23 protein-coding genes are annotated in these 21549 nt (G+C 56.0%); 13 read left to right on the forward strand and 10 right to left on the reverse strand.

What is annotated here, in order from left to right:
• Positions 1-120: 120 nt before the first annotated feature.
• The 6 genes from HRF49_00325 to HRF49_00350 all read right to left on the reverse strand — a co-directional run bounded on the left by HRF49_00325 (position 121) and on the right by HRF49_00350 (position 4918).
• Complete coding sequence (locus HRF49_00325; protein MEP0813095.1) at positions 121-462, reverse strand: Rieske 2Fe-2S domain-containing protein; 342 nt, start codon at positions 460-462, stop codon at positions 121-123.
• Positions 456-1778 carry a Fe-S cluster assembly protein SufD gene (gene sufD / locus HRF49_00330; GenBank protein MEP0813096.1) on the reverse strand — a complete coding sequence of 441 codons (1323 nt, stop codon included), beginning with the start codon at positions 1776-1778 and terminating at the stop codon, positions 456-458. Before sufD ends, HRF49_00325 begins: the two co-directional genes overlap by 7 nt.
• Positions 1779-1794: 16 nt before the next feature.
• The gene (locus HRF49_00335) at positions 1795-2106 is read right to left on the reverse strand and encodes a NifU family protein (GenBank protein ID MEP0813097.1); all 312 of its coding nucleotides are present in this window, start codon (positions 2104-2106) and stop codon (positions 1795-1797) included.
• Between the two features lie 2 nt (positions 2107-2108).
• A complete protein-coding gene (gene sufB, locus HRF49_00340; protein MEP0813098.1) occupies positions 2109-3533 on the reverse strand; it encodes a Fe-S cluster assembly protein SufB in 1425 nt (474 codons plus the stop codon).
• Between the two features lie 50 nt (positions 3534-3583).
• Positions 3584-4342: a Fe-S cluster assembly ATPase SufC gene (gene sufC, locus HRF49_00345; protein ID MEP0813099.1), complete on the reverse strand. Its 759-nt coding sequence runs from the start codon at positions 4340-4342 to the stop codon at positions 3584-3586.
• 63 nt (positions 4343-4405) lie between these two features.
• Positions 4406-4918, reverse strand: coding sequence for a MerR family transcriptional regulator (locus HRF49_00350; GenBank protein ID MEP0813100.1), 513 nt, complete (start codon positions 4916-4918; stop codon positions 4406-4408).
• A 343-nt stretch (positions 4919-5261) separates the two neighbouring features.
• Between HRF49_00350 and HRF49_00355 the strand changes: the two genes are divergently transcribed.
• From HRF49_00355 to HRF49_00375, 5 genes are all read left to right on the forward strand, one after another.
• Entirely contained in the window at positions 5262-6950 is a 1689-nt protein-coding gene (locus HRF49_00355; GenBank protein MEP0813101.1) for a hypothetical protein, read from the forward strand.
• A gap of 13 nt (positions 6951-6963) precedes the next feature.
• Positions 6964-7614, forward strand: a complete 651-nt coding sequence (locus tag HRF49_00360) for a response regulator transcription factor (GenBank protein ID MEP0813102.1) — start codon at positions 6964-6966, stop codon at positions 7612-7614.
• Between the two features lie 170 nt (positions 7615-7784).
• Positions 7785-8897, forward strand: coding sequence for a hypothetical protein (locus HRF49_00365; protein MEP0813103.1), 1113 nt, complete (start codon positions 7785-7787; stop codon positions 8895-8897).
• Positions 8897-9325, forward strand: a complete 429-nt coding sequence (locus HRF49_00370; GenBank protein MEP0813104.1) for a type II secretion system protein — start codon at positions 8897-8899, stop codon at positions 9323-9325. Before HRF49_00365 ends, HRF49_00370 begins: the two co-directional genes overlap by 1 nt.
• A gap of 5 nt (positions 9326-9330) precedes the next feature.
• Complete coding sequence (locus HRF49_00375; GenBank protein ID MEP0813105.1) at positions 9331-9810, forward strand: prepilin-type N-terminal cleavage/methylation domain-containing protein; 480 nt, start codon at positions 9331-9333, stop codon at positions 9808-9810.
• 495 nt (positions 9811-10305) lie between these two features.
• Here HRF49_00375 and HRF49_00380 read toward each other — a convergent pair whose 3' ends face one another.
• The gene (locus HRF49_00380; protein MEP0813106.1) at positions 10306-10533 is read right to left on the reverse strand and encodes a hypothetical protein; all 228 of its coding nucleotides are present in this window, start codon (positions 10531-10533) and stop codon (positions 10306-10308) included.
• On the opposite strand from HRF49_00380, the gene HRF49_00385 reads away from it, so the two are divergent.
• The 7 genes from HRF49_00385 to HRF49_00415 all read left to right on the forward strand — a co-directional run bounded on the left by HRF49_00385 (position 10532) and on the right by HRF49_00415 (position 17020).
• Positions 10532-10789 (forward strand): hypothetical protein, encoded by a 258-nt coding sequence (locus HRF49_00385; GenBank protein ID MEP0813107.1) that lies wholly within the window; start codon positions 10532-10534, stop codon positions 10787-10789. The two genes, HRF49_00380 and HRF49_00385, sit on opposite strands and share 2 nt — an antisense overlap.
• A gap of 3 nt (positions 10790-10792) precedes the next feature.
• The gene (locus tag HRF49_00390) at positions 10793-11224 is read left to right on the forward strand and encodes a hypothetical protein (GenBank protein ID MEP0813108.1); all 432 of its coding nucleotides are present in this window, start codon (positions 10793-10795) and stop codon (positions 11222-11224) included.
• An 11-nt stretch (positions 11225-11235) separates the two neighbouring features.
• Positions 11236-11835, forward strand: a complete 600-nt coding sequence (locus tag HRF49_00395) for a prepilin-type N-terminal cleavage/methylation domain-containing protein (protein MEP0813109.1) — start codon at positions 11236-11238, stop codon at positions 11833-11835.
• A 4-nt stretch (positions 11836-11839) separates the two neighbouring features.
• The gene (locus tag HRF49_00400) at positions 11840-13669 is read left to right on the forward strand and encodes a hypothetical protein (GenBank protein ID MEP0813110.1); all 1830 of its coding nucleotides are present in this window, start codon (positions 11840-11842) and stop codon (positions 13667-13669) included.
• Between the two features lie 152 nt (positions 13670-13821).
• Complete coding sequence (locus HRF49_00405; GenBank protein MEP0813111.1) at positions 13822-14982, forward strand: acyl-CoA dehydrogenase family protein; 1161 nt, start codon at positions 13822-13824, stop codon at positions 14980-14982.
• Between the two features lie 33 nt (positions 14983-15015).
• The gene (locus HRF49_00410) at positions 15016-16509 is read left to right on the forward strand and encodes an acetyl-CoA carboxylase biotin carboxylase subunit (protein ID MEP0813112.1); all 1494 of its coding nucleotides are present in this window, start codon (positions 15016-15018) and stop codon (positions 16507-16509) included.
• A 4-nt stretch (positions 16510-16513) separates the two neighbouring features.
• On the forward strand, positions 16514-17020 hold the full coding sequence (locus HRF49_00415; protein MEP0813113.1) for a biotin/lipoyl-binding protein: 507 nt from the start codon (positions 16514-16516) through the stop codon (positions 17018-17020).
• A gap of 58 nt (positions 17021-17078) precedes the next feature.
• On the opposite strand, the gene HRF49_00420 is transcribed toward HRF49_00415, so the two are convergent.
• The 3 genes from HRF49_00420 to HRF49_00430 are packed head-to-tail and all read right to left on the reverse strand — an operon-like array spanning position 17079 to position 19689.
• On the reverse strand, positions 17079-17471 hold the full coding sequence (locus HRF49_00420; protein ID MEP0813114.1) for a Zn-ribbon domain-containing OB-fold protein: 393 nt from the start codon (positions 17469-17471) through the stop codon (positions 17079-17081).
• Between the two features lies 1 nt (position 17472).
• On the reverse strand, positions 17473-18633 hold the full coding sequence (locus tag HRF49_00425) for a thiolase domain-containing protein (GenBank protein MEP0813115.1): 1161 nt from the start codon (positions 18631-18633) through the stop codon (positions 17473-17475).
• 9 nt (positions 18634-18642) lie between these two features.
• Complete coding sequence (locus tag HRF49_00430) at positions 18643-19689, reverse strand: hydroxymethylglutaryl-CoA synthase (GenBank protein MEP0813116.1); 1047 nt, start codon at positions 19687-19689, stop codon at positions 18643-18645.
• Positions 19690-19846: 157 nt separating this feature from the next.
• On the opposite strand from HRF49_00430, the gene HRF49_00435 reads away from it, so the two are divergent.
• The gene (locus tag HRF49_00435) at positions 19847-21457 is read left to right on the forward strand and encodes a methylcrotonoyl-CoA carboxylase (GenBank protein MEP0813117.1); all 1611 of its coding nucleotides are present in this window, start codon (positions 19847-19849) and stop codon (positions 21455-21457) included.
• Positions 21458-21549 lie beyond the last annotated feature (92 nt).

The following is a 21549-nucleotide window of genomic DNA, read 5'->3' on the forward strand; positions in this document are numbered from 1 at the left end:
CCGCCATAATGATACAAGCGACAGCGGCGGGCGGCAACCAAGTCACACTGCGTGAAACCTTTATAAAGCGGGCAAATTTGCCCGGGATAAGGCAAAATCAGGCCGGATTTGCGTCAGCTGCTAGTCCACAAGCAGGTAAACGCCGTCTTCCCGTTCCTCTATTTTGAACGGCTTTACCCCCGAAAGCGCGGGCAGGCTTAGGGCTTCGCCGGTGAATGGATTGAACCTCGCACCGTGATATCTGCAGCGCAGCTCGCACGTATCCAATAAGTCGCCGTCGTTCAGCGGAAATTCCTCATGCGAGCACATGTTTTCGAGTGCGAAAAGCCTTCCGCAAAGCCTGCCGATGCAAATCTCCTCGCCGGCGATTTCAATGGCGAAAATCATCCCATCCTCGATTTCGCCCGGATCCGCGATCTTGTGCCAGTTCCCGATTGCCGCCTCCGAATGTCCGTCTACCACTGCTTAATCCTCGCGCTTATTCTGCATTCGAGCGGCGCTACTATCTCCGGCCAGTCCATCTTGGCAAGCACTTCGTCTATGAAGCCGAACACAAGCAGCTCTTCCGCCGCCGGGCGTCTAAGGCCTCGGCTTTGCAGATAAAACAGCTCGTTTTCCTGAACCTGGCTGACAGTCGCCCCATGGCTGCATTTCACGTCGTCCGCGCGTATTTCGAGCTGCGGAATCGAGTCCGCCCTTGCTTCCTTTGAAAGTATCAGGTTGCGGTTTTTCTGGTACGCGTCGGTTTTCTGCGCGCCGGGGAATACTTTAATCATCCCTCCGAAAACCGCCCGTCCGTCGCCCGACAGCGCGCCTTTGAAAAGAAGGTCGCTGTGACAGTACGGCACCGCGTGCTCCTGAAGTGTTTCGTGGTGAAAATGCTGGCCCTTTCCCGGCATGTAAGCGCCAAGCAATTTTGCTTCGCTTCCCGAGCCCTGCATGCGCGCCTGAATCACGTCCCTTACAAGCCTTCCGCCAAGGTTAACGACGCCCGTAATCAGGTTCGCGTCCCGGCCCACAATTGCTTTCTGATATCCAAGAATCGTTGTCTGTTGACCTACCTGCTGCAATCTGATGTAATTGAGCCTGCAATTTGGCTCGAGGTTGAATTCGTACGCCGGCAATGCCACCCCGCCTCCGCCCGGCCCGGCGAATACATCCACGAAGCGCGCGCTGGAATTTTTTCCGCATAAAACAAGAAGGTGAGGTGCTTCAAGCCGGTTTTCCGCACCGAGCCAATGAATGCTGAACAGCGGCTCTGCCAACTCCACGCCGTCCGGAACCAGCAGCACCAGTCCTCCGCTGACGGCGGCCGAGTGGAGTGCCGTGAATTTGTCGAAGGTGTTCGGAAGTATCCCCGACATGAAGTGCTGCTTGAGCAAATCGGGCGCCTTCGCTATCGCGGAGCGCCAATCGAGAACCTGCACGCCGCGCTCCAGCCAAGATGAGGGAAGGTTCATCTTGCAGAAACGCCCGTTGCAGTGGATCGCGACGGCCGCGGCCTCGACCATCTTTTCGAATCCGTCCAGCGCCTGTACCGTAACAGCTTCGTCACACATGTCCGCCGTGCCGTCGGAAAGCGCGAGCCCGTCCAGCTTTATCTTTCTTGGATCGGTGTACTTCCAGCCTTCGTCTTTCACAAAGGGAAAGGGTTTTGCGTCGAAAACCGCCAGCCCCTGCACGCGCTTTTCGGCAAGCCACGACGGCTCGCCGAGGATTTTCGAAATCTCTCTTACCCGTCGCTCGTCCACGATCGAGCGTGATTGAACCGCACTCATCTTCCCATTGCCTCCGCTAGTCCAATACTGGAACGATCGAAACAAAATCGGGCAACTCGGCTCGAAGCAGCTCTCCCACGCCCTCTCCGATGTGCGCCGAGGTCAGCGAGCAGCCGTGGCACGCGCCGGCGATCCGGACGAACACCCTGCCCTGCGCCGCGTCCACGAACTCGATATCGCCCCCGTCCATCCGCAGGTACGGCCGCACGTTTTCAATAATCCGCCGCGCCTTTTCCCGGAATATTTCCGGCGGCGTGATACCGACGAAATCGCCCTGCTCTTCCGCGGCGCTTTCCAAATCCTCAACCTTGAATGCGTAATCGCTCATCTCTAGCCCACACTTCCTTCCATTTCAAGCGCGATAAGCCGGTTCATTTCGACCGCGTATTCAAGCGGCAGCTCCTTCGTGACCGGCTCCAGGAATCCGTTGATTATCATCGCAAGCGCGGTGTCTTCGTCAAGTCCGCGGCTCTGTAAATAAAACAGCTGCTCTTCCGAAACTTTCGAAACGCGCGCTTCATGACCCACGCTTGCCTGCTGCTCCTCGATTTCGATGTACGGGTAAGTATCGGTTGACGCCTGGTCATCCATCAACAGCGCATCGCATTCGACATTCGCCTTTGCGCCGATTGCTCCCTTGTGCACCTTCAGCAGGCCGCGGTAGCTTGAGCGCCCCGTCCCCTTTGAAATCGACTTGCTGGTAATCCGGCTCGTAGTGTGCGGCGCGGCATGCGTTATCTTCGCACCCGCGTCCTGGTGCTGGCCGTTGCCCGCGTACGCGATCGAAAGCACTTCGCCGTGCGCGCGCGGCCCGCGCAGAATCACCGCGGGATATTTCATCGTGAGCTGGCTGCCGATATTGCAGTCAACCCACTCCATAACCGCGTCCTCGTCGGCGACAGCTCGCTTCGTCACAAGGTTATACACGTCGTTCGACCAGTTCTGGATCGTCGTGTAGCGAACCTTCGCGCCCTTCTTGACGATGATTTCGACGACCGCGCTGTGCAGCGCGTCCTTCGTATACACCGGCGCGGTGCAGCCTTCGACGTAGTGCACGTCGCTGCCCTCGTCCGCGATAATCAGCGTGCGCTCGAACTGCCCCGCGTTCTTCGCGTTTATCCTGAAGTACGCCTGAAGCGGAATTTCCACCTTCACGCCCTTCGGCACGTAAACGAAGCTGCCCCCGCTCCAGACGGCGGAATTGAGCGCCGCGAACTTGTTGTCCTCCGGCGGGATGATCGTACCGAAATACTCCTTGAAGAACTCCGGATGTTCTCGCAGAGCCGTGTCGGTATCCATGAAAATCACGCCTTGCTCAACCCACTTGCCCTTCAAGTTGTGGTAGACGACCTCGCTGTCGTATTGCGCGCCGACGCCGGCCAGCATTTCCTTCTCCGCCTCGGGAATCCCGATTCGGTCGAATGTGCGCTTGATGCTTTCGGGCACGTCGTCCCAGGTGCGGGCGTTGCCGCCTTCGGGCTTCAGGTAGTAGTAAATCTCGTCGAAGTTAATCTTCGAAAGATCGCCGCCCCAGGTGGGCATGGGGCGCTGCATGAAATGCCGCAGCGAGCGCAGCCTGAATTCGCGCATCCAGTCCGGCTCGCCCTTGAGGTCGCTGATCATATGGATCGTCGCCTCGGACAGCCCCGGCTCGGCTTTGTACGCGTACTTCACGTCGTCGTCGTGAAAGCCGTACTTGTAAGATCCCAGATCGAGACCGATTTCCTTTTTTTCAATTGTATCGGTGTTTGGCATGTTTCACCTCTATCGAACAGCCGGACGCTTTAGCATCCGGCACTTGTATTTCAAACCGCGCTTCCGGCGGCGATTTCAGCCTTTATCCCGTCATAACCATGCGTCTCTATTTCGAGCGCCAGCTCCGGCCCGCCGCTGCGGACGATGCGGCCTTCCATCATCACATGCACGAAGTGCGGTGTGATGTAGTTCAGGATTCGCTGGTAGTGCGTGATTATCACGACGGACATGCCAGGAGTTTCCTGGAATATCCTGTTTATGCCGTTCGAAACGATCTTGAGCGCGTCCACGTCCAGTCCGCTGTCGGTTTCGTCCATAATCGCCAGCTCCGGAGAAAGCACCGCCATCTGGAGAATCTCGGTGCGCTTCTTTTCTCCGCCGCTGAATCCGTCGTTCAAATATCGGTTTGCGAAGCTCTCGTCCAGCTCCAGCATCTTGAGCTTGTCTTTGAGCAAACCGTAAAACTTAAGCGCGGATATTTCGCTTTCCAGCCTTGCATTCAGGGCAGTCCTGAGGAAGCTCTGAATTGTCACGCCCGGAATCTCGCTCGGATACTGAAACGCCATAAAAATCCCGGCGCGCGAGCGCTCATCTACTTCCATTTCGAAAAGGTCGGAGCCTTTGTAAAGAACTTCGCCCGATGTAACCTCGTAGGCCGGATCGCCCGCAAGGATTTTGGCCAGCGTGCTTTTCCCGCTTCCATTTGGACCCATGATCGCGTGGATTTCGCCCGGCATGACGGACAAATTTACGCCGCGCAGGATTTCGGCTCCGTTCACCCCTGCGCAAAGATTCCTTATTTCCAACATCCAAATCTCCTTAGGCAAATGCCACTGCTTCTACCCCGCTTGTTCGCCGCGCGGTTTTAAATCTCAAGTCTGATGAACAACTTCACGCTTGCCGGACATCCAAAAGGCAACAATCTCCGGCAAATCGGCCTGCGTTTCCAAACGCGATTCGACTACCGAGCATCGAAAACAAGTTCCCTTGCCCGGCTCATGGCCGCAACCTTCGCAATTCTCGACGGTTTCGAGGATCAGCTTCAGCTCCCTTTCGACCAGCTCAAGAGCCGTCCGCTTTTTTTCCACCTCCGCCATGTACCGCGAAACGATTTCGTTCAACATCGCACGCCGCTCGTCGCCCGACGTGCTGGCCTCCCAGACGCGGAAAAGCAAGATGACGTCGGCAAGGGACAATCCGGCTTCGGTCAGCCTTCGAATGTATTCAAGGCGGGCCAGCGCCCGTTCATCGTACAGCCGGAAGTGGCCGTCGCTGCGGGCGGACGGCTCGATTAAGCCAAGCTCCTCGTAATAGCGGATGGAACGGGCGGTCAGGCCGGAGCGTTCCGACAGCTCACCGATTTTCATCAATCCAGTCTCAGACATGGCAAAGGCGAAACCTGATACCTTGAAAATCACAACTTTAACGTTAGCGTTAAAGTCAATATTTAATACCGCTGTAATGGTTGCGAAATTTCATTTCGATCATCAGTAAGCCGGATTTCTCGTTCGATATGTCATTCACAAAAATTTTTAAAGCGAATTGCGTCTACGGTAATCTCGGCTCTTCTGTCGACATCCCAGAAAATCCCGCATATTTCAAAAGTATTTGCCGCCCGAGTGCAGGGGTTTCACAATTGCGGCTGTCCTATTTTCGGCTATAATACGCCGCTGGATTAAGGTGAACCATCCTCATTGCACCTTAAATCCATCCATTGGAGAGCATGAATTGTCGATTAAATACAAGGTTCTCATCATTGTCGGGGCGGTTGTAGGGCTTTACGTCGCGCTCTACCTTGCCCTGCTGAGATTTCTCGTACTTGAAAGTTTCCACCGCCTGGAGGTATCCGAAGCCGAAGAGGACATGAAAAGATGCGTTAAGACTCTGAACCGGGAGTTGTTTTACTTGGAGCGCACCTGCGACGATTACGCCGCTTGGGACGATACCTATCTTTACATTCAGGGACTTAACAAGCAATTCGAACCCGTTAACCTGCTTCCAGAGACATACATTGACAACAACCTTGCCGTCATTATCATTTGCAATAAGCTGGGAGAGGTCAAGTACTCGGGAGCATATATCATACCGGAAATGACGCCTTTGGAAGTACCCGGCCTAACCGACCGCACAAGCTTGGAAAACAGCCCTATATTCGACGATCTCACAATCGCGAAAAGTTCTTCGGACATATACTTTTCCGATCACGGCCCACTCCTCGTAACAGCAATGCCCATTTTGCGCAGCGATAATACGGGTCCTCCGATGGGATGCTTCGTAATGGGGCGCCTTTTGAATGAAACGTTGCTAAACGCGATGTCGCGTCAAATAGAAGTAGATTTCGAGATTTGGCCTTTGCTGGAAGGAAAATACCCGAGTGAATACGCCAAAAGCGTGGTTACCCGGTTTTCTACGCAGCAAGGCTTCATCATCGACGTTCAACCAAAAACCCTTAACGTGTTTTCGGTATTCAGCATCGGTGTTTCCGGCAACTCGCTATTAATCAAGTCCACATTCAATCGGGACATTTCAGCCAAAGGCAGACAGATTGTCCTAAACGCTTCGCTATCAGTGGTTCTGTCAGGTCTCCTGATAGGGCTTGCGGTTATTATCTTCTTGCGCAGAACACTCCTTGAACCGCTCATGGCCGTCGCCAACAGTGCGGGATATTCTGCGCATTTGGAGCATCACTTCGGAAGTTCGGCGTTACGCCGTAAAGACGAAATCGGAATTCTGGAGGCAAGCGTAAAGGCCTACCAGGAAAGCTTGCGAAAGCTGGCAACGGACCTTTCGCTTGCAGAAGAGAAGCAGAGAAGGATTATCGCTGCGAGACTGCACGATAGCGTGGGACATAATTTGGCAGCTCTTCAGATGAAACTCGAAGACCTGCAGGAACTTGAGGATTCCCCGGAAAACCGCGATAAAATCGGACTGCTTCGCGAATTGGTAAAGTGCTCGATAGACGATGTGCGCAGCCTGATATTCGAAATCAGTCCGCCGCTGTTGTACGAACTGGGATTGGGCGCGGCAGTCGGATGGCAAATGGACCAGCTCAGGGAAAGGCATGGAATCGGCGGTGTTTTAAACGATGCTTCGCTTAAGGCTTCTATTCCTCCGGATGTCAGCGTCGTGCTTTACCAAGCTCTAAAGGAACTTTTGTTCAACGTTGCAAAGCATTCAAAAGCGAAGCAAGTGAAGGTGGCTATGGGTAGCAGCTCTAACAATGTCTGGGCGACAATTGAGGATGACGGTATCGGATTCGATCCTTCCAAAATCGGACCGCATCCGCAGGGAGGATTCGGATTGTTCAGCGTACGCGAGCGCTTGGCATCGCTCGGCGGCCGCATGGTTGTGGAGTCGCTCCCGGAAAAAGGAACGAAAATTAGGATCGAGCTGCCGCTGGATCCGTCCGGGGATTGAACGCGAGGTAAATATGGCAATAAGAATTATCATCGCCGATGATCACAAGCTATTCAGGGAAGGACTGCATTCCCTGCTGGAAAAACTGCCGGGCGTTGAGATAATCGGCGAAGCCGACAACGGCAGGGACACCATTCAGCTCGTTTCCAAGCTTTCGCCCCACATCGTAATAATGGATATATCAATGCCCGGACTCAACGGCATCGAGGCGACCGTGCAACTTTCCAAGAAATGCCCGAATACGAAGGTGATTGCGCTTTCCATGCATTCCGACCGGCGATTCGTAACGGAAATGCTCAAGGCGGGAGCGTATGCGTATCTGGTAAAGGACTGCGCGCGAAAGGATTTAGAGGACGCTATCCGCGCCGTTAGTGCGGGCCAAAAGTTCCTTAGCCCGCAAATTGCCGGCGTGGTGATCAGCGATTACGTTCAAATTCTTGCGGATGAAACCGAAGCACCCGAAGCGGACAAGCTCTCGTCCCGAGAAAGGGAGGTTTTGCAGCTGATTGCAGAAGGCAAAAACGTAAAGGAAATCGCCCTAATATTGGACATCAGTCCTAAGACCGTGGAGTTTCACAGAAAACGCATTATGAACAAAGTGGGTGCGAAGACCATTGCAGAGCTGACGAAGTACGCCATAAAAATGGGTTTCACTTCGCTATAGGCCGGCCAAGCACAAAGCAGCAACCTGATGCGGGCCGCAAAACGGCCTGCAATGCAAGGCTTTTGGACGTTGACATCCAGGTTTTTCCTAGTCGAGAACGCGCTTCGATACCAGTATTATTTATAGGTTATGCACAATGCAAATGTGCAGCCATACGGAGGTTATGACCGATGCTAGGAAAGCTGGCTAATCGTCGAGGCACGGTTTTGATGCTTGCCCTCGTCTTGGGGGCGGCGACCGTCATCCTTTTGGTGGCAATCGTCAGCTTCGGCTACGGCTCGATGATATTCACCGCAGGCCGGACGAATTACATAAATTCGTTCGCACTGGCGGAAACCGCGCTCAACAGGACGCTTTTGAACCTAAGAAACAATCCCGGAATTCTGGAGGAGCCGATAGACGCGAACTTCCCCTACGAGGGTTCCAAGCTGATCCAGTGGCTTAAGGACGAAGCGCCCGGATATGTGGAAGGCGATATGAAGATGATCCTTCAGAATCCCAATTACGCAATCGGAGTCGGAACCGATCAGGAATATACGAGATGCGTTCGCGTGCAGTACGGAACCGGGACTATGCCTGACGCACCCGCGGCGATGTACATGGACGGCGAAGATATCGCGCCTGGACTAAGCGGCGCCGCTTTCACCGTGGACGGCTACGACCACAGGTCGCTTTCCACAACCCGCGACGGTCCGGGAGATCCCGTCGCCGGAATGGCCGTCACAAACGCAGACACTTACGACGACTGGATCGACTTCTTCCAAAGCAGCCCGTCCATGAAAAACAAAGGCAAGAAAATCCAGGGAGAAGGGGATTTCACGCCGAACATCGTCAACACGGGCGAAGTCATCGACATACCGACGGTTGCCGACCAATACGCGGAGATGGCAACGCGGATTATCGACGGCGAAACGCATATCACCGATTCGACCGATCCGTACGACGGCGACGAGTATTGGGGTGTTCCCGACGAGCCGGAAGTGGTTTTGGTTGAAAACGACGTAATAATCAACGGGAACTTCTCGGGCTGCGGCGTGCTGGTAATCGAAGGCAACCTTGAAGTCAAAGGCAATTTCACCTGGCAGGGTTTGGTGATTGTCATGGGCGACTTCACCGTCGGTATCGGCAGCGCGGAAATCTGGGGAGCGATGCTGATCAACAAGGACACCGCCACCTTGACGGTTGACATCGGAGGCAGCTTCGATATGCGCTATTCCACCGAAGCCCTGGGATTTTTGGGCGACCAGTTCTATATCCTTCGCGATACGTGGGAGGAACTGTAATGAGACGCAACCGCCGCGGTTTCAGCCTCATAGAGTTGATGATCGCGATAGTGGTTATCGCGATTATGTTCATTTCCGCCCTCGCGATTTTCTTTCAGACCGTACACGTGCAGTTGACTTCGGAAGACCAGGCAATCGCTAACAACCTGGCGCGCGCCGCGATCGAGGAAGTCAAAAGCATCAGATGGAGCCGAATTCCACTCGACAGCACCGGCACTGGATACCTTGACCCTCCGCGCAATACGATCGCGAACGATTTCGTGACCGACGACGGGGAGCTTCGCGTGGTGCGGACGATAGAGATACCGGAAACCAACATAAAAAGAATTTCGGTCAACGTGTATCAGATTGACGTTTCCGGTCGTCCCGGCGAACAGGATGTGCCGATAGTCACGCTTGTAGAAGACATCTACAAGTTCGGGATGTGATTGCAATGATGCGCCTGAAACAAAACGAGAAGGGAATCACGCTTATCGAGTTGATGATCGTTTCATTGATCATCGGCATAATCACAATGGGAGTCGCCTCGCTGTACATTTCGTCTGCCGAAACAACAATGATGGTGCAGCAGCGCTCCGACGCCACCTTCACCGCGCAGGAAGGCGTGGAACGGATGGTGGATTTGGTCCGCAATTCGGATGGATTGTTGGAAATCGGGCCGGATGAATTCGCGCTGAACGAGCGGGGCGAAAAAACCGTATTTACCTACAACTCCGAAAAACAAACACTGCTAAAAGACGGTAACGCTTACGCTACAGGGGTCACCGCGTTTACGCCCTCTTATTACGATGCAGATGGAAATCCGACGACCGACGCGGCAAGCGTGGTCAAGGTCGAATTCGACATAACCGCCAAATCAAAGGACGAGGAAAAGTCGCTCGACACATTCGTGATTATCAGGCGCTTGGTGTAAACGCCGCATCTCTGTACAGGCGCGCATTCCGTCCCGGTTGAAACTGAAGACTTCAACACATGGAATAACGCGCAACCCAAAATTATCTCATCCCCTTCATCCGCTTTCGCTTCCGATCCGTGACCAACCTTACCGGCAGTCGAATCCATTGCAAAGGTACTAATCGCTCGATTGGTTATCGACTCCTTCCAAATCGTTAAAATTGAAAAAATCGTTCGATTTGACAAAACCGTCAAAGAAACCTAGGAAAAACCTGGTTGCCTGGGTATAATATGCTTGTTTATGGTTACGGATTGGCTTGCTGTAGATGCCTTTTTGTCGTACGTTTTGGGGCTGGAGCGTTCCGCCTGCAGCTCTGATCATAGTTCGCGAAGGCCTATTTTTGTGTCCTTGGCGGAGCAAACAGATGAAACTTAATCCGGACAATCGCCTGCCTTTTTTTCGAGCGCGCCCGCATAAAACGCCTGAACGGCATTTGTGGGGTTGCGGCGAAATTCATTTTGACGCAAGAGGCCGCTTGTGCAACGGCCGATCGGGCTTTTCAATTGCGGAACTGATGCTGGTCGTTGCCATAGCGGGATTGATGGTTTCACTTGCTGCTCCTATTTTGCTTAGGTCGCTTGGCCGATCCAACACCGATTTCGCCGCCGATGAATTTATGTCCAGATTCTCTTCCGCCAGATCATACGCCATAAGCCGCAATACATATTCCAGGTTCATCATGGATCCTGCTAACAACAGCTATAGAATAAAGGTGTACGACCCCGCCACCTTAACATGGCAGGATGTAGAGCAGATTTTCCACCTGCCGGAAGGAATCTCATTCGCGGAAGGCATAACATTTCCCGGTATGGCGGCCACGTTTGATCCCTACGGCTCGCTCGATTACGGGGGAGAAGTGGCATTGGTGGACCAAAGCGGCTACTCGGTGAAGATGAAGGCATTCATCGCCAATGGTCAGTTGAACCGAACGGAGTGACAAATGAAACCGTACAGGCTTTTGCGGCATTCGGGATTTTCAATTATCGAAGTGCTGCTTGCATTGCTTGTTTTTATGATTGCGGCAATTGCTTTAACCCAGTTGATTGCAAGTTCCGCTGTCGAGTCTAGGGAATCCAGTATGCGGACGGCAGCCACTTACTTGGCCCACCAGAAAATCGAGGAGCTGCGAAACTTGGATTACGAATTGGTGGAGACTGGAAAAGACCTGGACGAATCAGGCAATCCCCTATCCATAGGACCGAACGGGCTGCCGCCGGGGATTTTTTACCGCAGTTGGGAGGTAACCGAGAACCAGCCCGTGGAAGGCACCAAAACCGTAGTGGTTACGGTCGAATGGAGCGAAAGGGGAAAGGATTACCACTTTACTGTTTCTACAATAGTGGGAAGGCCGTTCACTACGAGCTCCGGCTAGGGATAAGAAATATGAGATGCCAAATTGCGCTTAAAAAACATGGTTTCACGTTGGCTGAAGTTCTAATTGCATCGGTTGTATTGACCGTGCTTCTGGCCGCCTTCGCGCTTGTTTTCATTTACTCGCTGAATATCGGCGCGGCGACGCAGTCCAGGCTCAAGACTCAACAGGATCTAAGAGCCACTCTCGAGTACTTGTCGCGATTCATCAGACTTGCGGGTATTCAACCGGTTGATGTGGGTATGGAAGAAATCGAAGAGAATTACCTGACGTTCCAGTCGGACGTGGACGCGGACAGCGTTACGGACAGGTTCCAAATCAGATATTCCAGCGCCGACAAAACCGTCGTCCTTGAAAGGTGGTTCAAAAACGGGACGGAGTTTCAGTCCTACGGCCAGCCGGAAGTGGTGATGGACAACGTTGCAAGCCTTGTCTTTACCTATTTTACCGCAGACAACGTTGAGACGACGGATCCCGCTCTCGTTTCCGCGGTTAGGATCAGCATATCGCTCATTCCTACCGCAGGAGACAATAAATCCGAAGCAAAGATGGTTGGAGAATTGGAAGGCTCAACGCTTGTTTACTGCCCAAACCTTGGAATGAGGCTTTAGGCAAATGGCATCTTTGCGAACTACGACAAGGAGCACGATGATGAACAACAATACGAAATCATGCGGTTTCGACCGGCTAGGCGCAGCTTTGATTACAGCCGTATTCATGGTAGCCATAGTAATGGTAATTGCCATTGGTATTTCTTTTGTGCTTTACTCCGAAATTCTTGGCTCGGGAAGGACGGCATCCACGACCAAAGCGCTGTTCGCCGCGGAAGGCGCGCAAGAATACGCCCGAATCCTGCTCGACAGTGCGCTTCAGAATTTCTCGGTGCCGGCGCACCTTCAGTCGGGCGATATTGATCAGTACGCGGCCGACGCCCTATCCGGCAGCAGAACCGGTGACAGGGACATCGGAGTGCTCGTGGATTTTTGCCCCGCATTCGAGCAATTCATGCCTAGAGGCGAAATGGGAGTTTTATCCGGCGAAATCGGACAAGGACAGTCAAAGACCAAGTTTGAACTCGCATTCGACTTCTGGCCTACCGGAGTGGACGAGCCCGAACCTTCCGACCCGACCGGTGCATATGTCTTTCATTATGACTACGAGATTACCAGCAAGGGCGACATGCCGAGCGGAACAATCACGGCAGAGCAGGTTACTCAGCTGACCGGTTCGCTTGAAGTGACCGTATTTCATCCCAGTTTTTCCTTTTACGATTTCTTCACGGTCGTAATGAAAACTCCTGCAGGCCAGCAGATTTATTTCGCAAACAACGAAGTGCTGGACGGCCCCGTTTACGTCGGCAGCAAGCCGGGATTCGCGGGAAACGACGCGGGCGGAGGACCGACATTCACCGACCAGTTTCAGACCACTTGGGCAAGCTGGGACACCGCAGAAAAAATTTACAATCCCGTGGTTAAATGGAACGAAGAATACCCTGCCCTCTGGGGCGTGGATGAAATTCCCGTACCTGGCAACTCGTTTTCTCAATCTAGAGCTGCCATGGGAGATTATGCCGATGTAAGCGACACGACAAAGCCGGTTACTCATGCCGAAAGGCGCGAAAACCTTGGCCTAACGCCCGGCACTTCGGCGCCGCCAGCCGGCGTTTATTATGCAAAGGGCGACGGCGTCGACAATATCGGTAATGACACAAACGAGCTTCTGGGCGGAATTTATATTTACGGCGATGTTCAGAACATGGACCTTGCAGCCGTGGGTTCAACTCAAGTAATCAGGATCCAGCAAGGCGGCCAGTGGACGGAAATCGTGATAGACAATGCTGCCGGTACGATGACCGTCACCGAGCCAGGCGACCCTCCCAGGGTTTTCAACGATGTTCCCAACGGCGTAATTCACGTCGAGGGAACGTTGGATAATCTTGGGCGCGCATCGGGGGCGTCGGCGGCCATCGAGGAAAATTCGATGATGACCATTTCCGCTCAGAACAGCATTTACGTAGACAACCACCTCAACTACGAAGTTGATCCGACTGTTGATCCTGATGCGAGAAACGTGCTTGGGCTGGTTGCCGGTTCCGGCAACGTTTTGGTAACCGATAACGCACCAAGCAATTTGCGGCTTGATGCAACCATATTCGCTACGGCGGCTGGAAAAGGTTTCGGCGTCGAGAATTACAAGTACAAGCCAGCGAGCGGTGCCCTGAACCTTTTTGGAGGGGTTATTATGGACTCCTACCAGGCAATCGGCACATTCTCAAGCACAGGTCCGAAAAGTGGATATTATAAAAACTTTCATTACGACAGGCGATTCCTGGAAGGTTCATTCGCCCCTCCGTTCTTCCCAACGGTACAGACTTACGTTGGAAGGCTGAGGTCACTAAACCGCACCGATTGGGGACAGGTCGTTCCCGAAGAGCCGGAAGACTAGCTTGCGGGAAAAGCCGTTTATCGAGGGGAAAGCATCCGCTGGGGATGTAACTTTGCGCACAAGCTAAACTTTGGCCGCGAGCGGAAATTTTCTTTTGGCGGACGCCAAATTGCTGTATTATCTGCCTACCGCTTGTGCCGGAGGTCACTTGTATGGCGCATGCCTTGCCGTTTACCGATGAACATTTGATGCTGCGCGGGATGGTGCACGACTTCGCTCAGGAGCAGATAGCTCCAAAAGCAGCGGAACTGGACGCTTCCCAAGAGTTCCCCGCGGAAAACCTTAGAAAATGCGCGGAACTAGGCCTCCTTGGCGTTCCAATTCCGGAAAAGTACGGCGGGATGGGCGCGGATCTGGTCAGCTACTGCATTACTATCGAGGAGCTTTCGCGGGCTTGCGGCTCTACCGGCATAACCGTGCTTGCCCACTGCGGCCTGGGGATGAAGCCGATCGACAACTTCGGAACGCACGAGCAGAAGCTGAAATACCTGCCCAAGTGCTGCGCTGGCGAGTGGATTGCCGCTTTCGGACTTTCCGAGCCGCAGGCCGGCAGCGACGCTGCGGCGACAAAAACCCGAGCGGAAAAGCGGGGCGACAAGTACATCGTAAACGGCAGCAAGATGTGGATCACGAACGGCGGCATCGCGGACGTGATTGTGATGACTGCCCGCACCGACCCGGAATCGAAAGGCGCCCGCGGGATTTCTTGCTTCATCATTGAAAAAGGCTTCGAGGGCTTCGAACCGGGCAAAAAAGAAGACAAACTGGGGCTGCGCGCGAGTATGACCAGCCAGCTGTTCTTCAAAGATACGGTTGTTCCAGCCGAAAACCTGCTTGGCAAAGAGGGAGAAGGATTCAAGCAATTCATGCGCACGCTCGATCCGGGTCGCGTCGTGATCGCGGCGATGGCACTGGGTATCGCCAAAGCCGCTCTCTCCGCGGCGACGGATTACGTCCGCCAGCGCGAGCAGTTCGGAATGAAGCTCTCCAAGTTCCAGTCCACGCAATTTAAAATCGCGGAAATGGCTGCCAAGGTCGAGGCCGCGGAATACCTGACCTACGGTGCCGCATTCAAGTATCAGGCGGGCGACAAGGCAAGCAAAGAATGCGCGATGGCCAAGCTGTATACAAGCGAAATCGCCACCTGGGTGTGCGAGCAAGCGATCCAGCTCCACGGCGGATACGGCTACACGAGGGACTTCCCGGTCGAGCGCTACTGGCGGGACGTCAAGCTCTGCGAGATAGGCGAGGGGACGAGCGAAATCCAGCGGCTTGTGATCGCGCGCGAGATACTGGGGAAGGAATTTGTGTAGCGGCCGGCCGCGATTTCGATTATATTCAATGCGATGTTCAAGCGTGTATTAATTGCCAACCGGGGCGAAATCGCAGTGCGTGTCATCCGCGGGTGCCGCGAATTGGGCTGCGAAACCGTCGCGGTTTACTCCGAGGCGGATGCGGCTGCGCTTCACGTTCGCACGGCGGACAAGGCCGTCCTCCTCGGCCCGCCTCCCGCGCCGGAAAGCTACCTGCGCGCGGACAAGGTGATTGCCACCGCGCTTGAAAACGGCTGCGACGCTGTCCATCCGGGTTACGGATTCCTTGCCGAAAACGCCGGATTCGCGCAGGCGGTGATTGACGCGGGATTGGCATGGATAGGCCCGCCGCCGTCCGCGATCCGCGCGATGGGACTCAAGGTCGAAGCACGGGCGCTCGCGAAGGCCAGCGGCGCGCCGTTCGTTCCGGGATTCGACGACACAAATGCGAGCGACTCGGAGTTCATCGCCGCCGCGGAAAAGATGGGCTGGCCGGTAATGGTGAAAGCGTCCGCCGGCGGCGGCGGCAAGGGGATGCGCATCGTGCACGAAGCGGCGAAGTTGCCGGACGCGCTCGCCGCGGCGCGGCGCGAAGCAGCTTCCGCGTTCGGCGACCCATCCGTTTATCTCGAAAAATATATCGAAAATCCGCGCCACATCGAAATCCAAGTATTGTTCGACAAAGACGGCCGCGGCATACACCTGGGCGAACGCGAGTGCAGCATCCAGCGCCGCCACCAAAAAGTCGTCGAGGAAACGCCGTCGCCCGCGGTCAGCGCGGAAACGCGCGCGCGTATGGGCGCGGCCGCGATCGGGATCGCGGCTAAGGTCGGATACGTCGGCGCGGGCACCGTCGAGTTCATGATGGACCAGTCGGGCGAATTTTATTTTCTCGAAATGAACACGCGGCTGCAGGTGGAGCATCCGGTTACCGAGTTTGTGTACGGCGTTGACCTGGTTCACGAGCAGCTCCGGATTGCGTCGGGCGAGGGAATGTCGTTGCGGCAAGAGGATTTAACACCACGCGGCCATTCGATTGAAGTCCGCGTCTGCGCGGAAGATCCGGATGCGGGATTCCTGCCGCAGATAGGCAGGGTAGAGGTGTTGCGCGTTCCGCAGGCGCCGGGAGTGCGGTTCGACTCGATGCTGTACGAAGGCTGCGAAATTTCGCCGCATTACGACCCGCTTCTCGGAAAACTTATCGTTTACGGGGAGTCGCGCGCGGCCGCGATCGCGCGGCTGAAATCCGCGCTGCGCGAAACCGCTGTGCTCGGCGTGACGACCAACCTGCCCTACCTGCTGCGGCTTATCTCGCATCCGGCGTTCGCAGAAGGGAAATTGCATACCGGATTCATCGAGGAGCATTCCGCCGACCTCGCCGCGCAACCCGCGGGCGAGCCGGAACTTATCGCCGCCGCGCTGGCGCTGGCTAAACCGGCCGCGCCGCAAGCGACAATCGCCGCGGGAGCTGGAAACAACCGGATGCCGACGCCGTGGGAATATCTGGGAGCTTGGAGCAACACGTGACACCATGAAGGAATTTTTAAAATCATCGAGCGATATCAAGGAAATCTCGATCGCGGAGCGAGCCGACGGCTCGGCCGCGGTTTCGATTGGCGGCGATAATTTGGAGATTAGGGACGTCGCTCGAAACGGCCCGGAGATTCGCTTCGCTCTTGGCGGTAAATCTTTTTCGTTTCTTGTTTCCGCCAACCGCAAGAAGATAACGGTTTGGCGCGACGGCGCGGTGCACACTTTCGAACGCGCGGAAGGAAAATCGGTGGGCGCGGGAGGCGCGGCGGATTCCGCGTCCAGCCTTTCGTCCCAGATGCCGGGAATCGTGCTGAAGCTTTTGCGTAATCCCGGCGACGAGGTGGCCGCGGGCGCGCCGCTTTTAATCCTGGAAGCCATGAAGATGGAGCACGAAATCGCTGCGCCATCGGACGGCAAAGTCGTCAGCTACCCGTTCGCGGAAGGCCAGCGCGTAATGCCGGGGGACCTGCTGGTGGAATTCGAAGCGAACGTCCCGGTTGGCTAGGTCTTTGCCGCCGCTTTGTAGCGAAGTTCCTGCTAAATGCGAGTATCCGAAAAAAACCTTAGCCCGGCACGACCTTGTAACCGTACATAAGTATCCCCGCGTGGCCGTCCTGCTGGATCTTGCGAAACTCGATGCGCACCGGCATCCCGACCTCGATTTTGTCGAACGGGCAGTCCACGAGTTGCGCGGTTATCCTTCCGCCGCCGTCCATCTCGCATATCGCCATCGCGTACGGCGCTTCGTCCGCGAATTGCGTCGGCCCGATGTGGATTATGGTGTATGTCAGCACCTTGCCGGTCTGCGACAGCTTGCAGGGCTCCAGATTGGCCGGATCGCATCCCGGCTCGCACACCCGCCGCGGCGGGAAAAACACCTTCCCGCAGCTCTTGCAGCGGTTCGCTTCGTAGCGGTATCTCTGCGGTTGCTCCCGCCAGTAACCCGGAACAGACATCTTATTTCACCTCCAGGATGTGCACGACGGAGCTTCCGCCGCTTCCGCCCATATTCTGCGCCAGACCGCGCTTCGCGCCTTCCACCTGGCGCTTGCCCGCCTCGCCGCGAAGCTGGGTGACGAGCTCGTGAATTTGACCAATTCCCGTCGCTCCGACAGGATGGCCTTTGGATTTCAGCCCGCCGCTCGTGTTTATAGGCTTTTTGCCGCCGATCGCGGTCTCGCCCGCGGCCGCGGCTTTGCCTCCCTTTCCCTTCTCGAAGAAGCCGAGATCTTCGCTGACTATGATTTCGGCTATCGAGAAACAGTCGTGGACTTCCGCGAAATCAATGTCCTCCGGTCCGACTTTGGCCATATCGTACGCGCGCTTTGCAGCGATCACGGTCGAATTGAGCGTTGAAAAGTCGCCGCGGCTGTGAAGCGCAATCGAATCCGTCGCCGCTCCCATACCCGCCACCTTGACGACCGGCCTGCCCTTGGAAAACTTAGCCGCCAAATCCAGCGGGCACAATATGGCCGCGGCCGCGCCGTCGGTTATCGGGCTGCAATCCATCAAAGTCAGCGGATCGGCGACCATCACCGAGTTGATCACGGTCTCCAGCTTGATCGCGCCCTGAAACTGCGCGTGGGGATTGTGAACGCCGTTGGCATGGCTTTTGACCGGCACGGCGGCAAGCTCCTCACGCGTCAATCCGAACCGGCGCATGTAATCCCGCGCCATCATCGCGTACAGGCCCGGAAATGTAACGCCGTTGTAGACTTCATAGTCTCCGTCCGCGGCAGTCGCCAGCGCGTAAGTAGCGCCGCCGCCGTCCACGTCGGTCATCTTTTCGACGCCGCTCACCAGCACGATGTCGGACAGCCCGCTCGCGACTTCGATGAATCCCGCGCGCATCGCCATTCCGCCCGACGCGCACGCGCTTTCAACACGCGTCGCGGGCACCGGCGTTATCCCCAGGTAATCCGCAAGCAGCGAGCCCAGATGCTCCTGCCCGACGAACAACCCGGGCGTCATGCATCCGACGTACATACTGTCCACATGGTCCACGCCCGCGTCATTGATTGCGTTCAGGGCCGCCTCGACCCACAGGTCGCGCAGGCTGCGCTCCCACAGCTCGCCCCAGCGCTGGATTCCGATTCCGATTACCGCAACGTCTCTCATTTCGTCCTCCTACTCCGCTTTCCTGATCTTTCCGCGGAATTTGGCGTACTGGCCGTAGCTTAAGTAAACCTTGTTCTCGTCCAGCTGCGGCCGGGTGAACGGCGCCTTGCCCCTCACCTTCGGCAGCAGCTCCGTCGCCTTCCAGACGAACGCGTCGCTTCCCGCGCCGCTTCCGTAACTGCACATCATTATCAGGTCGCCAGGATTTGCTTCGTCCAGAATCGCGGTAAGCCCGATTGGCGACGCGCCGCTGTAAGTGTTGCCCAGCCAGGGCGACAGCCATCCCGTTTTCATTTGCTCCTCGGTAAATCCGAGCATCTTGCCCACATTCATCGGGAACTTGCCGTTGGGCTGGTGGAAGACCGCATACCGGAAGTCGGACGGTTTAAGCCCCGCCTTTTCCAGCAGACCGCGCGTCCCTCCCAAAATATGCTTGAAATACGCGGGCTCGCCGGTAAACCGTCCGCCGTGGCGCGGGTAAAACTGGTATTCCCGCCGCCAAAAGTCCGGAGTGTCGGTCATATAACTGAAAGTATGCAGACACTCGGCCAGCACGTTCTCGCGGCCCATGATGAACGCCGCGCTGCCCGCACTCGCGCTGTATTCAAGCGCGTCGCCCGGTGCTCCCTGCGAAGTGTCGCCTCCGATGCCGAGCGCGTATTCCATCTCCCCCGCTTTTACTTGCGACAGCGCGACGTACATAGCCTCGCTGCCCGCCTTGCAAGCGAACTCGAAGTCCGCGCAATGGATGTCCGGAGTCGCCCCGATAGCTTCGGCGACAATCGTGCCGGACGGCTTGACGGCGTACGGATGCGACTCGCTGCCTATGTAAATCGCGCCGATTTTCGCCGGGTCTATGCCCGCGCGCGCGATCGCGTGCCGCGCCGCCTCGACGGACATGGTTATCGTGTCCTGGTCGGGCGCCGGTACCGACTTTTCGTACAGCATCAGGCCGCGCTTGTACGCGACGGCATCAGCGCCCCATACAGCGGCAATCTCCTCCAATTTGATACGGTGCCGCGGCAAGTATGCCCCGTAGCCCACAATTCCTGCCATTGACATGCCTCCTGGGACCCCGGCGCGAAGCGCGCCTGTGCTTTCGGTCACAAGATTTTATACCACCATGACGCCAACCGCGACAATCTGAAAGGCATTTTGTGCTCAAATATCCCCTGATGCGCTTGTGAAATCGTTTCTTTGCTAAAATCGTGCCGTGGAGAGAATCCAGAGCAGGATCAACACCAATTCAGCCGACTTCAAGGAAAACGACAGGCACAACCGCGCGCTGGTGGCGGAGCTGAACGAACGGACTGCCAAAGTCAAGCAAGGCGGCGGCGGCAAGTACCTTGAGCGCCACCGCGAGCAAGGAAAGCTTTTCGTGCGCGAAAGATTGGCGCTGTTGCTCGATCCGGGGACGCCGTGGCTCGAATTTTCGGCGCTGGCCGGGTGGGAAATGTACGACAGCTACGTACCCGCGGGCGGGATAGTGACCGGCATCGGCCGCGTTTCGGGAGTCGAGTGCGTAATCGTGGCGAACGACGCGACCGTAAAGGGCGGCACCTACCATCCGATTACAATAAAAAAGCACCTTCGCGCCCAGGAAATCGCGCTTGAAAACAACCTGCCCTGCATTTATCTCGTGGACTCGGGCGGCGTGTTCCTGCCGCTGCAGGCCGAGCTGTTCCCCGACAAGGAGCACTTCGGGCGAATCTTTTACAACCAGGCGATCATGAGCGCGCGCAACATCCCGCAGATAAGCGCGGTGATGGGCAGCTGCACCGCGGGCGGCGCGTACGTCCCCGCGATGAGCGACGAAACGATAATCGTCAAGGGCTACGGGACGATTTTCCTCGGCGGGCCGCCGCTCGTCAAAGCCGCGACGGGCGAGGAATGCACGCCGGAGGAGCTTGGCGGAGCGGAAGTGCACACGCGGATAAGCGGCGTTTCCGACCACTACGCGGTGGACGACGAGGACGCGATCCGCATCGTGCGCGACATCTGCGAAAACTTGAACCGGCCGCGTCCGTACGAGCTTGACAGGATTGAGACCGAAGATCCGTTTTACGATCCGGAAGAGATTTACGGAATACTGCCGCCGGATGTGCGCAAGCCGTATGAAGTGAAGGAAATAATCGCCCGGATGGTGGACGGAAGCCGGTTCCACGAGTTCAAGCGTGATTACGCGACGACGGTGATCACAGGATTCGCGCGCATCCACGGCTATCCGGTTGCGATCCTCGCCAACCAGGGGATTCTGTTCAACGACTCCGCGCTGAAATGCACGCACTTCATCGTGATGGCCTGCGAGCGGCGGATTCCGCTTGTATTTTTGCAGAATATCACCGGATACATGGTCGGCAAGAAGTACGAAGCCGAGGGAATCGCGAAGAACGGTGCGAAGATGGTGCACGCTGTCGCGAACGCAAACGTCCCCAAGTTCACGGTGATGATCGGCGGCAGTTTCGGCGCGGGGAACTACGGCATGTGCGGACGCGCGTACGGCGCGCGGCAGCTATGGAGTTGGCCGAATTCCCGGATAAGCGTGATGGGCGGCGAGCAGGCCGCCGGCGTGCTGGCAACGGTCAAGCAGGACCAGCTTGCAAGGGAAGGCAAGCCGCTTATGACGCCGGAGGAAGAAGCCGAATTCAAGCGCCCGACGCTTGAAAAATACGAATTCGAGGGCAATCCGTACTACGCCACCGCGCGGCTTTGGGACGACGGGATAATAGATCCCGTCAAGACGCGGGAGATTCTGGCGCTGGGGATATCCGCGGCGCTGAACATGCCCATCCCGCCGCCGCAGTTCGGCGTGTGGAGGATGTGATGGATTAATCGAATTCCACCTATTTCCAGGAGTGCGCCCTTCAGGGCGCAGTCTTGAAATGACCGAATAAAATCAAAGGGCGCCTCCGCATC

The organism is bacterium, assembly GCA_039961635.1.
Taxonomy (GTDB): domain Bacteria; phylum 4484-113; class 4484-113; order JAGGVC01; family JAGGVC01; genus JABRWB01.

Bases quoted from the DNA above. Each gene is read 5' to 3' on its own strand.
- sufD (MEP0813096.1), bottom strand. From the start codon at position 1,778: ATGAGTGCGGTTCAATCACGCTCGATCGTGGACGAGCGACGGGTAAGA.
- HRF49_00335 (MEP0813097.1), bottom strand. From the start codon at position 2,106: ATGAGCGATTACGCATTCAAGGTTGAGGATTTGGAAAGCGCCGCGGAA.
- sufB (MEP0813098.1), bottom strand. From the start codon at position 3,533: ATGCCAAACACCGATACAATTGAAAAAAAGGAAATCGGTCTCGATCTG.
- sufC (MEP0813099.1), bottom strand. From the start codon at position 4,342: ATGTTGGAAATAAGGAATCTTTGCGCAGGGGTGAACGGAGCCGAAATC.
- HRF49_00350 (MEP0813100.1), bottom strand. From the start codon at position 4,918: ATGTCTGAGACTGGATTGATGAAAATCGGTGAGCTGTCGGAACGCTCC.
- HRF49_00360 (MEP0813102.1), top strand. From the start codon at position 6,964: ATGGCAATAAGAATTATCATCGCCGATGATCACAAGCTATTCAGGGAA.
- HRF49_00365 (MEP0813103.1), top strand. From the start codon at position 7,785: ATGCTAGGAAAGCTGGCTAATCGTCGAGGCACGGTTTTGATGCTTGCC.
- HRF49_00370 (MEP0813104.1), top strand. From the start codon at position 8,897: ATGAGACGCAACCGCCGCGGTTTCAGCCTCATAGAGTTGATGATCGCG.
- HRF49_00375 (MEP0813105.1), top strand. From the start codon at position 9,331: ATGATGCGCCTGAAACAAAACGAGAAGGGAATCACGCTTATCGAGTTG.
- HRF49_00385 (MEP0813107.1), top strand. From the start codon at position 10,532: ATGGATCCTGCTAACAACAGCTATAGAATAAAGGTGTACGACCCCGCC.
- HRF49_00380 (MEP0813106.1), bottom strand. From the start codon at position 10,533: ATGATGAACCTGGAATATGTATTGCGGCTTATGGCGTATGATCTGGCG.
- HRF49_00390 (MEP0813108.1), top strand. From the start codon at position 10,793: ATGAAACCGTACAGGCTTTTGCGGCATTCGGGATTTTCAATTATCGAA.
- HRF49_00395 (MEP0813109.1), top strand. From the start codon at position 11,236: ATGAGATGCCAAATTGCGCTTAAAAAACATGGTTTCACGTTGGCTGAA.
- HRF49_00400 (MEP0813110.1), top strand. From the start codon at position 11,840: ATGGCATCTTTGCGAACTACGACAAGGAGCACGATGATGAACAACAAT.
- HRF49_00405 (MEP0813111.1), top strand. From the start codon at position 13,822: ATGGCGCATGCCTTGCCGTTTACCGATGAACATTTGATGCTGCGCGGG.
- HRF49_00410 (MEP0813112.1), top strand. From the start codon at position 15,016: ATGTTCAAGCGTGTATTAATTGCCAACCGGGGCGAAATCGCAGTGCGT.
- HRF49_00415 (MEP0813113.1), top strand. From the start codon at position 16,514: ATGAAGGAATTTTTAAAATCATCGAGCGATATCAAGGAAATCTCGATC.
- HRF49_00420 (MEP0813114.1), bottom strand. From the start codon at position 17,471: ATGTCTGTTCCGGGTTACTGGCGGGAGCAACCGCAGAGATACCGCTAC.
- HRF49_00425 (MEP0813115.1), bottom strand. From the start codon at position 18,633: ATGAGAGACGTTGCGGTAATCGGAATCGGAATCCAGCGCTGGGGCGAG.
- HRF49_00430 (MEP0813116.1), bottom strand. From the start codon at position 19,689: ATGGCAGGAATTGTGGGCTACGGGGCATACTTGCCGCGGCACCGTATC.